The following is a 12,607-nucleotide window of genomic DNA, read 5'->3' on the forward strand; positions in this document are numbered from 1 at the left end:
ATAACGGGACCGGGTACGAGATCGATCGATGCAGGCTCTCTACGCACAGTTACTTGTGGGACTGATCAACGGCTCGTTCTACGCGCTGCTGAGTCTCGGGCTTGCCGTGATCTTCGGCATGCTCAACATCATCAACTTCGCCCATGGCGCGCTCTACATGATGGGCGCGTTCGTCGCGTATTTTCTGCTCAACAACGATTACCTCAGTATCGGCTACTGGCCAGCGTTGATCATCGCGCCGATCGTGGTCGGCATCTTCGGCATGATCTTGGAACGGACCATGCTGCAATGGCTCACCGGGCTTGATCATCTCTATGGCCTGTTGTTGACGTTCGGTATGGCTCTGATCATCCAGGGCGTGTTCCAGAACTACTTCGGCTCGTCCGGTCTGCCCTATGCCATTCCCGACCAGCTCAGGGGCGGTATGAATCTCGGCTTCATGTTCCTGCCGATCTATCGCGGCTGGGTCGTTATCTTCTCGCTTGTGGTGTGCCTTGCCACCTGGTTCCTGATCGAGAAGACCCGGCTCGGTGCCTACCTGCGCGCCGCGACCGAGAACCCGACCCTGGTGCGGGCTTTCGGCATCAACGTGCCGCGCATGATCACGCTCACTTACGGCCTCGGCGTCGGCTTGGCCGCGCTCGCCGGCGTGCTCTCGGCGCCGATCAACCAGGTGCGGCCGCTGATGGGCGCCGACCTCATCATCGTCGTGTTCGCGGTGGTGGTGATCGGCGGCATGGGATCGATCATGGGCTCGATCATCACGGGCTTCGCGCTCGGCGTGATCGAAGGCCTGACCAAGTATTTCTACCCCGAGGCCTCCAACACCGTCGTGTTCGTGCTGATGGTGCTGGTGCTGCTTGTGAAGCCAACGGGACTGACGGGAAGGGCGGCCTGATATGACCGTAGTAACCGACAATACTTTGAAGGCGCCGCCGCGCGCGATGCGCGACGAAATGATCGTCTTCGTGGTGATGGCATTGCTCCTCGCCTCGGTGCCCTTCACCGGCATCTATCCGTTCTTCGTGATGCAGGCGCTGTGCTTTGCGCTTCTGGCCTGCGCCTTCAACCTCCTGATCGGTTATGGCGGTCTGCTCTCCTTCGGCCACGCGATGTTCCTCGGCACCGCCGGCTATTGCAGCGCGCATGCGCTCAAAGTGTGGGGACTGCCGCCGGAGCTTGGCATCCTCGTCGGCGTCGCTGCGGCTTTCGCGTTGTCCATCGTCACAGGCTACGTTTCGATCCGCCGCCAGGGCATCTACTTCTCGATGATCACGCTGGCGCTGTCGCAGCTGCTCTACTTCATCTATCTCCAGGTGCCGTTCACCCACGGCGAAGACGGCATCCAGGGCATTCCGCAGGGCCATTTGCTCGGAGTGTTCGATCTCTCCAAGCCGACGGTGCTGTACTACGTCGTGCTGCTCGGCTTCCTCGGCGGCTTCCTGCTGATCTACCGCATCATCAACTCGCCGTTTGGCGAGGTGCTGAAGGCGATCCGCGAGAACGAGCCGCGCGCGATTTCGCTCGGCTATCGCACCGACCAGTACAAGTTTTTGGCCTTCATCCTGTCGGGCACGCTGGCCGGCTTCGCCGGTTCGTTGAAGGTGTTCGTGGCGCAAAATGCTTCGCTCACCGACGTGCACTGGTCGATGTCGGGCGAGGTCGTGCTGATGACGCTGGTCGGCGGCCTCGGTACCATCTTCGGACCCGTGGTCGGCGCCTTCGTCATCATCGCCATGCAGCAATATCTCGCGAGCTTCGGTCAGTGGGTGACGGTGATTCAGGGCGCGATCTTCGTGATCTGCGTGCTCACATTCCGCCGCGGCGTGGTCGGCGAAATCGCGCATTACTTCCGCAGATCATTGTAGTTCGTTGATTTAATTAATAAAAAACACATCAGCAAAAGCAGTGGATGACCCGGTCCTGCGGGCGTGAGGTGGCACGCGCGCGGGCCGAAAATGGTCTATGACAGTTCAGTGACAGTCCTTCCGGACCGGCCAATCTCAAACCGGCAGTTATTCCCATGATGCGATGGTTTCGCGCCTTTCTTCCTAAGGAGGAACGGTTCTTCGATCTGTTCGACCGCCACGCCCAGACCGTGATCCAGGGTTCCATCGCACTCCAGGGGATGCTGAACGGCGGCGAGGAGACCCCGGTCTACTGCCAGCGCGTCAACCAGTTCGAGAACGACGCCGATAACATCACCCGTGAGGTGCTCACTGCCGTCCGCCGTACCTTCATCACGCCGTTCGACCGCGGCGACATCAAGAACCTGATCACGTCGATGGACGACGCCATCGACCAGATGCAGCAGACCGCAAAAGCCGTGATGCTGTTCGAGGTCCGTACCTTCGAGCCGCCGATGCGGGAGATGGGCGGGCTTTTGGTCGAATGCGCCAACCTCGTCGGGCGCGCGCTGCCGCTGATGCAGGCGATCGGTCCGAATGTCGCCATGCTGACGGCGATCACGGAGGAACTGACGAAACTCGAGGGCCGCGTCGACGATCTCCACGACATCGGGCTGAAGGAGCTGTTCCTGAAGCACCGCGACGGCAATGCGATGAACTTCATCGTCGGCGTCGAGATCTACGACCATCTCGAGAAGGTCGCCGATCGCTTCGATGACGTTGCGAACGAGATCAACAGCATCGTCATCGAGCAGGTTTAGGGCAGGGATCGCATCGTGGACGCTGCGTTGGGTCTTCCCATCCTGGTCGGCCTGATCGCCGTCGCGCTGCTGTTCGACTTCCTGAACGGCCTGCACGACGCTGCCAACTCGATCGCGACCATTGTCTCGACCCGCGTGCTGCGGCCGCAATTCGCGGTGTTGTGGGCCGCGTTCTTTAATTTCGTCGCCTTCCTGGTGTTCGGGCTGCACGTCGCCCAGACCATCGGCACCGGCATCATCGATCCCGCGATCGTCGACGCGCAGGTGATTTTTGCTGCCCTCGTCGGTGCCATCGTCTGGAATCTCGTGACCTGGGCGCTCGGCATCCCTTCGTCGTCCTCGCATGCGCTGATCGGCGGGCTGGTTGGCGGCGGCATCGCCAAGGCCGGGATCTCGGCCGCGGTCTGGAGTGGACTGTCCAAGACCGTGCTCGCGATCGTGCTGTCGCCGCTGGTCGGCTTCCTGCTCGCGATGGCGCTGGTTGCGATCGTGTCCTGGGCCTCGGTGCGCTCGACGCCGTTTGCCGTCGATCGCGCCTTCCGAATCCTGCAATTCGCCTCCGCCTCGCTCTATTCGCTCGGCCATGGCGGCAACGACGCCCAGAAGACAATGGGCATCATTGCGGTGCTGCTCTATTCGCAGGGTCATCTCGGCAACGAGTTCTCGGTGCCGTTCTGGGTCGTCTTGTCCTGCCAGGCCGCGATGGCGCTGGGCACGCTGATGGGCGGCTGGCGGATCGTCCGCACCATGGGCCTGCGCATCACAAAGCTGACGCCGATGCAGGGCTTTTGCGCGGAAACCGGCGGTGCCGCGACCCTGTTCATGGCGACCTTCCTCGGGGTTCCCGTCTCGACCACGCACACCATTACCGGTGCGATCGTCGGCGTCGGCGCCGCCCGCCGCGTCTCGGCGGTGCGCTGGAACGTCGCGAGCTCGATCGTCTATGCCTGGGTGATCACGATCCCGGCCTCGGCCATCGTCGCCGCGCTCACCTTCTGGGTCGTCCAGGCCTTCCGCTAAACAGGCCTTCCGCTAACAGGTCCTGCGCTAAACAGGTCTTGTGCTAAGCAGGCGCCGCGCTGATCAGGGGATCTCCGGGGTGGAGTTCGGCCCCGAAAATCCCCATATGGGGGAGGCCGCTGGCCCTTGATCGGGCCGATTTTCCCTGCCAAACGCTCCCCCCATGTCCGACACCACCCTTGCAACCGAATCGCCGGCCCGTTCCCCGCTTGCCGCTGAAGTGGCACGGCGGCGCACCTTTGCGATCATCTCCCACCCGGACGCCGGCAAGACCACCCTGACCGAGAAGCTGCTGCTGTTCGGCGGCGCCATCAATCTCGCCGGTCAGGTCAAGGCCAAGGGCGAGCGGCGCAACACGCGCTCGGACTGGATGAAGATCGAGCGCGAGCGCGGCATCTCGGTCGTCACGTCAGTGATGACCTTCGAGTTCGAGGGGCTGGTGTTCAACCTGCTGGACACGCCGGGCCACGAGGACTTTTCGGAAGACACCTATCGCACACTGACGGCGGTCGATTCCGCCGTGATGGTGATTGACGCTGCCAAGGGCATCGAGGCGCGGACGCGAAAACTGTTCGAGGTCTGTCGCCTGCGCGACATCCCGATCATCACCTTCATCAACAAGATGGACCGCGAGAGCCGCGACACCTTCGAGCTTCTGGACGAGATCGAGAAAACGCTGGCGCTGGACACCACGCCGATGACCTGGCCGGTCGGCCGCGGCCGCGACTTCCTCGGCACTTATGATGTCCTCAATGGCGGCGTGCGCCTGCTCGAAGGCGGCGGCGCCAAGACCGGCGCGGCGCAGCAGATCGAGATCGAGGAGCTCGGCAAGCTCAATGCCAATCTCGACGTCTCCGCGGTGAAGGACGAGCTCGAGCTCGTTACCGAGGCCTCCAAACCGTTCGAGCTGGAGGCGTTTCGCGAGGGCCACCTGACGCCGGTCTATTTCGGCAGCGCGCTGCGCAACTTTGGCGTCGGCGACCTCCTGGAAGGGCTCGGCAAGTTCGCGCCCGAGCCGCGGGCGCAGGAAAGCAATTTGCGCAAGGTCGAAGCCACCGATCCCCGCATGAGCGCCTTCGTGTTCAAGATCCAGGCGAACATGGATCCGAACCATCGCGATCGCATCGCCTTTGCGCGGCTGTGCTCCGGAAAACTCAGCCGCGGCATGAAGGCCAGGCTGGTGCGCACCGGCAAGAGCATGCCGCTGTCCAGCCCGCAATTCTTCTTTGCCCAGGACCGCTCGGTGGCGGACGAGGCTTTTGCCGGCGACGTCGTCGGCATTCCCAATCACGGCACCCTGCGGATCGGCGACACGCTGACGGAGGGGGAGGATTTCACCTTTGTCGGCGTGCCGAGCTTTGCGCCGGAAATCGTCCGCCGCGTGCGGCTGACCGACGCGATGAAGGCGAAGAAGCTGAAGGAAGCGCTTCAGCAAATGTCGGAAGAGGGCGTCGTGCAGGTGTTCCGGCCACGCGACGGTGCGCCCGCGCTGGTCGGCGTCGTCGGCGCGCTGCAGCTCGACGTGCTGAAGGCGCGGCTGGAGGCCGAATACGCGCTGCCGGTCGAGTTCGAGGTGAGTGAGTTTCAGCTCGCGCGCTGGATCTCGTCCGACGATCGCAAGAAGCTCGACACGTTTGTCGCGGCCAACACCTCCAGTATCGCCGATGATGTCGACGGCGATCCCGTCTATCTCGCCAGGAACGAATTTTATCTCGGCTATACCAGGGAGCGCGCCGAGGGCATCGAGTTCGCCAACGTCAAGGACGTCAAGAAGAAGGCGGGCTAGGGCCCGGAACGCGCTGATGTGAACGGCGCCCGGCTTGACGCCTGCGCGGCGATGCCCACGTGATGGGGCATGTGGCGCGGCATTCTCATCATTCTCGCGTTGGTGGTCACGATGGCCGGTGCCGACGCGCAGCGCCGGCAGATCAATCCGATCCCGTTTTCCCACGAGCCTTGCAGCGTTTTGGACAACCGGCCGTGCACGCCGTCCTATTGCAGCGTGCTCGAGCACGGCCCCTGCATCCCCGAGATCGACTATCCCTACGGCCAGAACCTGCAGCTCACCGTCCAGACCGCGCCGTCGCCGGATGAGCGCGCCAAGTACCAGAAGCCGGATCACGATCTCGACACCATCGGCGATCTCTTCGCCGAACTGCGCGCCTGCTGGTCGCCGCCGCCGGAAGACAGCGCGCGGCAGGGCATGCAGATGGCGGTGCGCTTCAGCTTCAACAGAACGGGCGGCATGATCGGCCCGCCGCGGGTGACCTACGCGACGTCGGGCGTGCCGGCCGATACGCGGACCACCTACCTCAACGCGATTAACTCGTCGCTCAAGGCCTGTCTGCCCCTGAAATTCACCGACGGCCTCGGCGGCGCGCTCGCCGGGCGGCCGATTGCGATCCGCTATGTCGACAACCGCGAACTGGGAAAGCCGACGGCGAAGCCATGAGCGGGAATCGCGCATTGCCGGGTACAGCCTGGAAGTGATACCCGATAGAGCGGGAGCGCAACGTATGGGGAGGACGTCGTGGGTCTGTCGGTGATGATCCTGGGGCTCGTGCTTTTTTTCGCAGCCCACAGTTTGACGACGAAGCGTGAGGCGCGGGCCCGGGCAATCGCTGGACTGGGCGAGGGCACCTACAAGATCCTGTACTCGCTGGCATCGCTGGCGGGCCTTGCGATGATCATCTGGGGCTTTGCCAATTATCGTGCGACGGGATGGATCGACGTCTGGTATCCGCCGAAGGCGATGAAACATATCGCGGCAGCGCTGATGCTGCCGGCCGTCATCCTGGTTGTTGCTTCCTACATCCGCGGTCGCATCTACGCGACGCTGAAACATCCGATGCTGGCCGGCATCAAGCTGTGGGCGGCGGCGCATCTGCTCGCCAATGGCGATCTCGGCTCCATCATCCTGTTCGGCTCGTTCCTGGGCTGGGCCGTCTATGACCGGATTTCGCTGAAGCACCGCACGGACGCCGGCGGGCCGCCGATTCCGGTTGGCGGCGTCACCAACGACCTGATCGCGGTTGCGGTCGGCGTCGTGGCCTATCTGGCATTGGCCTTCGCCTTCCATCCCGTCGTGATCGGGGTTCCCGTCGTGGGAGCCTAGACAGCCGATCGGCGCAAGACGGCATCCGGCGTTCGTGCACGGACAACGACAACAACAAACCGAGAGCATTCCGATGGACTGGTCGCAGCCCGAGATTCCCCCGATGCGGTTCGAGACGCGGTTCGGCGATCGCGTCGTGCCGGCCTTCTGCGAGCGGCCGGGAAACGTCTGGGCGATGATCGCGGATGCAGCCGCCCGCAATCCCGACGGCGAGGCGCTGATCGCGGGCAGCGTCCGGCTGACGTGGCGCCAGGCGGTGGAGCGGGCGGCGCGGATCGCAACCGGCCTTCGAAAGCTCGGCCTGCAGCGCGGCGACCGCGTCGCCATCCTGCTCGGCAATCGTATCGAATTCCCGCTGATCCTGTTTGCGGCCGCGCATGAAGGGCTCGTGACGGTGCTGCTCAGCACGCGCCAGCAGAAGCCCGAGATCGCCTACGTGCTGACGGACTGCGGCGCAAAGATCCTGATCCATGAGGCGGCTCTTGCCGAGCGCCTGCCGGATACGCGTGACGTGCCCGATGTCGTGCATCGCATCGCCATCGACGATGACCCAACTCTGTCGCGCTTCGCGGTGCTTGCCGACAATGCGCCGGCGCCCGCGCCGGTCGAGGTCGGCGAGGAGGATACCGCGATGATCCTCTATACGTCGGGGACGACAGGAAAGCCCAAGGGCGCGATGCTCGCCCACTGCAACATCATCCATTCCTCGATGGTGTTCGTCTCCTGCCTGCAATTGACGGAGGCAGATCGCTCGATCGCGGCTGTGCCGCTCGGCCATGTCACCGGCGTCGTCGCCAACATCACGACCATGGTCCGCTGCGCCGGCGCGCTGATCATCATGCCGGAGTTCAAGGCGGCAGAATATCTCAAGCTCGCCACGCGCGAGCGCGTCACCTACACCGTGATGGTGCCGGCGATGTACAATCTCTGCCTGCTCCAGCCCGACTTCGACAGCTACGACCTCTCGAACTGGCGCATCGGCGGTTTTGGCGGCGCGCCGATGCCGATCGCGACCATCGAGAAGCTGGACGCAAAAATACCCGGCCTGAAGCTCGCAAATTGCTACGGCGCGACCGAGACCACGTCGCCCTCCACGATCATGCCCGGGGAGTTGACGGCACGCCACATCGACAGCGTCGGTTTGCCCTGTCCGGGCGCGCGCATCGTCGCGATGGATGCTGATGGCCGCGAGCTGCCGCGTGGCGAGATCGGCGAGCTCTGGATCCAGAGCGCCTCCGTCATCAAGGGCTACTGGAACAATCCGAAGGCCACCGCCGAAAGCTTTACCGCCGGCTTCTGGCACTCCGGCGACCTCGGCTCGGTCGATGCCGACAATTTCGTCCGCGTGTTCGACCGGCAGAAGGACATGATCAACCGCGGCGGCCTCAAGATCTATTCCGCCGAGGTCGAGTCCGTGCTGGCCGGCCATCCCTCTGTCGTCGAGAGCGCGATCATCGCAAAGCCGTGCCCGGTGCTGGGGGAGCGCGTTCATGCAGTGGTGGTCACGCGCGAAGCCGTTGCCGCCGAGGCGCTGCGTGCCTGGTGCGCCGAGCGGCTGTCCGACTACAAGGTGCCGGAGACCATGCTGCTGACCGCCGAGCCGCTACCGCGCAACGCCAATGGCAAGGTGCTGAAGCGGCAATTGCGGGAGCTGCTGGGGGCCTAAGGGCGCGGTCGGAGTTCCAGGCGCGGGGGTCCGGCGGGAGGGTTAACGCCTTGATGGACCTCGCTTTGCCTTGCCACCGCCATATGGTTAGGGTATCGCCGCCGCCACGCGGGAACGGGTTTTCTGACGCGAGATTCCAGCGCGCGCTCCCGACCGGGGATGGGATTAGCTTAAGTGTCTGAATTATTTGACGAAGTCGACGAGGAAGTACGTCGCGAACAGCTCAAGAAGCTGTGGGACAAGTATTCGATCTATCTGATCGCCCTGATGGTGCTGATCGTCGCGGCCGTCGGCGGCTGGCGCGGCTATCAATATCTGGAGGCCAAGAAGGCCGCCGAGGCCGGTGCGGCCTTCGAGAAGGCCGTCGAGCTGTCCGACCAGGGCAAGCATGCCGAGGCCGAGGCGGCCTTCACCGAGCTCGCGGCCAAGGCGCCGTCCGGTTACCGCACGCTGGCGCGCCTGCGCGCGGCCGCCGAGATTTCTGCCCGCGACCCCAAGGCCGCGGCGAAGATGTATGACGACATCGCGGCCGATCGTAGCGTCGCCGGCGAGCAGCAGGCGCTCGCAAAGATCCGCGCCGCCGGGTTGCTGCTCGACACTGCAGGCTATGCCGACATCCAGCAGCGACTGGAAGCATCAACCGCGTCGGCTTCGACCTTCCGCCATACCGCCCGTGAACTGCTGGCCCTGTCGGCCTGGCGCAATGGCGACACGACCGCGGCCCGCAAATGGCTGGATGCGATCGCCGAGGATGGCGAGACGCCGCCGAGCATGCGCTCGCGCGCCGAGGCGCTGCAGGCGTTGCTGCCGGCGGTTGCCAAGAGCTGATTGAGAGCTGATGGCCCGAGATAGCTGGACGAGACACCAGATGCGCCGCACGCCACGTTTGATCGCAGCCGCCGTCCTGATCGCCTTCTCGGGCGTGCTGGGCGGCTGCTCCAGCGGCGGGTTCGATCCCAGCGATCTCATGGACTGGCTCGACACCAAGAAGAAGCTGCCCGGCGACCGCAAGCCGGTCTTCCCCGAGGGCGTGCCGGGCCTTGAGCAGGGCGTGCCGAAGGACCTCTACAAGGGCGCACAGCAACAGCCGGACCAGCCGCCCGTGGATGCGGCTGCCGTTCCGCCGCCCGCGCCGACCGCCAAGTCGGCCAAGGGCAAGAAGTCCAAGCAGCCGGCCACCGCCGCCGTTGCGCCGGCCGCGGCGCCTGCGGGCGAGGCGGATGGCGAGGTCCAGCCCGATGCAGCGCCGGCTCCGGCCGCGCCGCCGCCGAAGCAGAAGATCGTCCGCCGGCGCACCACTGCGCCGCCGCCGGATCAGACCACGCAGCCGGCGCAGCAGACCCAGACCACGCAGCAGCAGTCGCAGGGAGGATTCCCGGCCCCGTTGCCGAGCGGCAGCTTCTCGCGCTGATATTTTTCATTGCATTGACAGGCGCGTCCCCGGCGGCGCACGAATGACTGATGTCCTTTACCGTCGCCATCATCGGCCGGCCCAATGTCGGAAAATCGACGCTGTTCAACCGGCTGGTGGGGCAGAAGCTCGCGCTCGTCGATGATCTGCCGGGCGTCACGCGCGACCGCCGCGAGGGCGAGGCGAGGCTCGGCGATCTCGATTTCACCATCATCGACACCGCAGGGCTCGACGAGGGCGCCAAGGGCTCGCTGACCGCACGGATGCAGGAGCAGACGGAGACTGCGATTGCGCAGGCGGACGCGCTGTTCTTCGTCATCGACGCGCGGGCCGGCCTCACGCCGACCGACCGCGCCTTCGCCGATTTCGCCCGCCGCGCCAACAAGCCCGTGCTGCTGGTCGCCAACAAGAGCGAGGGCAAGCACGGCGATGCCGGCGCCATGGAAGCCTTCGCGCTCGGGCTCGGCGATCCCATCCAGGTTTCCGCCGAGCATGGCGAAGGGATGGGCGAGCTCTACGACGCACTGAGCCAGATCATGCCGGAGCCCGCCGAGGATGAGGCCGATGACGACGAGCCCATGTCCGAGGAGGAGGCGGCGAAGCGTCCCATTCGGGTTGCGATCGTCGGCCGGCCCAATGCCGGCAAGTCGACGCTGATCAATCATCTGCTCGGCGAGGAGCGTCTGCTGACGAGCCCCGAGGCAGGGACCACGCGCGACTCCATCGCGGTCGAGATCAACTGGAAGGGCCGCGATTTCCGCGTGTTCGATACCGCGGGCCTGCGCCGCCGCTCGCGCATCGAGGAGAAGCTCGAGAAACTCTCGGTGGCCGACGCGCTCCGCGCGGTACGCTTTGCCGAAGTCGTCGTGCTGATGATGGATACGCAGAACAAGTTCGAGGAGCAGGACCTGCGTATCGCCGACCTGATCGAGCGCGAGGGACGCGCGGTCGTGCTTGCCGTCAACAAATGGGACCTGATGGAGAGCAAGGGCGGCGGCGCGATCTCGAACTTGCGCCGTGATGCCGACCATTGGCTGCCGCAGCTCAAGGGCGTGCATGTTGTCGCCGTCTCCGGCCTGATGGGCGAGGGCATCGATCGTCTGATGACGGCCATCCAGGAGGCTTATGCGATCTGGAACCGGCGCGTGCCGACCTCGGCGCTGAACCGCTGGTTCGAGCAGGCCATCCAGGCCAATCCGCCGCCCGCAGTGTCGGGCCGCCGGCTGAAGCTGAACTACATCACCCAGACCAAGGCGCGTCCCCCGAGCTTCGTGCTGTTCTGCTCGCGCGCGGATGCCGTGCCGCAGTCCTATTTGCGCTATCTCACCAATTCCATGCGCGAGACGTTTGAGCTTCCGGGCACGCCGGTGCGCATCACGCTGCGCGAGAAGGCCAATCCCTTCGCGCACAAGCGCAAACGGCTGTCGTGAGCGGAGACGCCGGTCGGGCGATCGCCGGCGATGCGCCGCCGGTCAAGCGCGGCGCGGTCGCCTTCATCTTCGTCACCATCCTGCTCGACATGCTCGCGCTCGGCGTGATCATGCCGATCCTGCCAAAGCTGGTGGAGAGCTTTGTCGGCAATGACACCGCGCAGGCGGCGCGCATTTTTGGCGTATTCGGCACCGCCTGGGCGCTCATGCAGTTCGTGTTCTCGCCGGTGCTCGGCGCGCTGTCGGACCGTTTTGGCCGGCGGCCGGTGGTGCTGCTGTCGAACTTCGGGCTTGCCGCCGACTATGTGCTGATGGCGCTGGCCCCGTCGCTGGTCTGGCTATTCGTCGGCCGCGTGATTTCCGGCATCACGTCGGCGAGCATTTCCACCGCCTTTGCCTACATCGCCGACGTGACGCCACCGGAGCGGCGCGCGGCCGTCTTCGGCAAGATCGGCGCGGCGTTCGGCGCGGGCTTCGTGTTCGGGCCCGCGCTCGGCGGCCTGCTCGGCGACATCGATCCGCGGCTGCCGTTCTGGGCCGCAGCCGCATTGAGTTTTGCCAACGCGGTTTACGGCCTGCTGGTGCTGCCGGAATCCCTGTCGGCGGAGAAACGCGCGCCGTTCCGCTGGCGAAGCGCCAATCCGATCGGGGCACTGAACCTGCTGCGCTCCAACGCGGTGCTTGCGGGATTGTCGGTCGTCAATTTCATCGCCCAGGTCGCGCATGTGGTGCTGCCGTCGACCTACGTGCTCTATGCGACCTATCGCTATGGCTGGGATTCCAAGACCGTCGGGCTGACACTCGCGATGGTCGGCATCTGCGCCATGGTGGTGCAGGGGCTCGCGATCGGGCCCATCGTGCGCGCGCTCGGCGAGCGCAAGGCGCTGCTGCTGGGCTTAAGCTGTGGCGCGATCGGTTTTGTCATCTTCGGCTCTGCGCCGACCGGAGCGCTGTCTTGGCTCGGCATTCCCGTGATGTCACTGTGGGGCGTGTCGGGCGCGGCGATCCAGTCGCTGATGACCCGGCTCGTCGCGCCCGATCAGCAGGGGCAGCTCCAGGGCGCGACGTCGAGCGTGCAGAGCGTGTCGCAGCTCGTGGGCCCCTTCCTGTTCACGCTCACATTCGCCTATTTCATCGGCGGCAGCGCGCCGCTGCATCTGCCGGGCGCGCCGTTCCTGCTGGCGGCCTTGCTCATGGTGGTTGCGGTGGCGATTGCGATATGGACGTTGGCTGATCACCGTCATTCCGGGCTGGTGCGTTAGCACCAGACCCGGAATCTCGAGATCCCACAATGCGC

The 12,607-nt window shown here is 64.9% G+C and carries 12 protein-coding genes; all 12 read left to right on the top strand.

The genetic code is table 11. The annotated features are described in order from the left end of the window. Positions 1-28 precede the first annotated feature (28 nt). On the top strand, positions 29-898 hold the full coding sequence (locus JQ632_RS07095) for a branched-chain amino acid ABC transporter permease (protein WP_212401571.1): 870 nt from the start codon (positions 29-31) through the stop codon (positions 896-898). Position 899: 1 nt separating this feature from the next. Continuing rightward, a complete protein-coding gene (locus JQ632_RS07100; protein WP_212401572.1) occupies positions 900-1,868 on the top strand; it encodes a branched-chain amino acid ABC transporter permease in 969 nt (322 codons plus the stop codon). A gap of 155 nt (positions 1,869-2,023) precedes the next feature. Continuing rightward, positions 2,024-2,668 (top strand): DUF47 domain-containing protein, encoded by a 645-nt coding sequence (locus JQ632_RS07105; RefSeq protein ID WP_212401573.1) that lies wholly within the window; start codon positions 2,024-2,026, stop codon positions 2,666-2,668. A 15-nt stretch (positions 2,669-2,683) separates the two neighbouring features. After that, the gene (locus JQ632_RS07110) at positions 2,684-3,688 is read left to right on the top strand and encodes an inorganic phosphate transporter (RefSeq protein WP_212401574.1); all 1,005 of its coding nucleotides are present in this window, start codon (positions 2,684-2,686) and stop codon (positions 3,686-3,688) included. A gap of 163 nt (positions 3,689-3,851) precedes the next feature. Next, positions 3,852-5,474, top strand: a complete 1,623-nt coding sequence (locus JQ632_RS07115) for a peptide chain release factor 3 (RefSeq protein WP_212401575.1) — start codon at positions 3,852-3,854, stop codon at positions 5,472-5,474. A 69-nt stretch (positions 5,475-5,543) separates the two neighbouring features. Continuing rightward, on the top strand, positions 5,544-6,140 hold the full coding sequence (locus JQ632_RS07120) for a hypothetical protein (protein WP_212401576.1): 597 nt from the start codon (positions 5,544-5,546) through the stop codon (positions 6,138-6,140). 78 nt (positions 6,141-6,218) lie between these two features. After that, positions 6,219-6,803 carry an NnrU family protein gene (locus JQ632_RS07125; RefSeq protein WP_212401577.1) on the top strand — a complete coding sequence of 195 codons (585 nt, stop codon included), beginning with the start codon at positions 6,219-6,221 and terminating at the stop codon, positions 6,801-6,803. 73 nt (positions 6,804-6,876) lie between these two features. After that, positions 6,877-8,469: a class I adenylate-forming enzyme family protein gene (locus JQ632_RS07130; protein ID WP_212401578.1), complete on the top strand. Its 1,593-nt coding sequence runs from the start codon at positions 6,877-6,879 to the stop codon at positions 8,467-8,469. A 174-nt stretch (positions 8,470-8,643) separates the two neighbouring features. After that, positions 8,644-9,297: a tetratricopeptide repeat protein gene (locus JQ632_RS07135; protein ID WP_212401579.1), complete on the top strand. Its 654-nt coding sequence runs from the start codon at positions 8,644-8,646 to the stop codon at positions 9,295-9,297. A gap of 40 nt (positions 9,298-9,337) precedes the next feature. Then, complete coding sequence (locus JQ632_RS07140; RefSeq protein ID WP_212401580.1) at positions 9,338-9,880, top strand: hypothetical protein; 543 nt, start codon at positions 9,338-9,340, stop codon at positions 9,878-9,880. Positions 9,881-9,930: 50 nt separating this feature from the next. Then, entirely contained in the window at positions 9,931-11,310 is a 1,380-nt protein-coding gene (gene der, locus JQ632_RS07145; RefSeq protein ID WP_212401581.1) for a ribosome biogenesis GTPase Der, read from the top strand. Further along, positions 11,307-12,572, top strand: a complete 1,266-nt coding sequence (locus JQ632_RS07150) for a TCR/Tet family MFS transporter (protein WP_212401582.1) — start codon at positions 11,307-11,309, stop codon at positions 12,570-12,572. Before der ends, JQ632_RS07150 begins: the two co-directional genes overlap by 4 nt. Positions 12,573-12,607: the final 35 nt, after the last annotated feature.

Source organism: Bradyrhizobium liaoningense (assembly GCF_018130955.1).
In the GTDB taxonomy this organism is placed as follows: Bacteria; Pseudomonadota; Alphaproteobacteria; order Rhizobiales; family Xanthobacteraceae; genus Bradyrhizobium; species Bradyrhizobium liaoningense_C.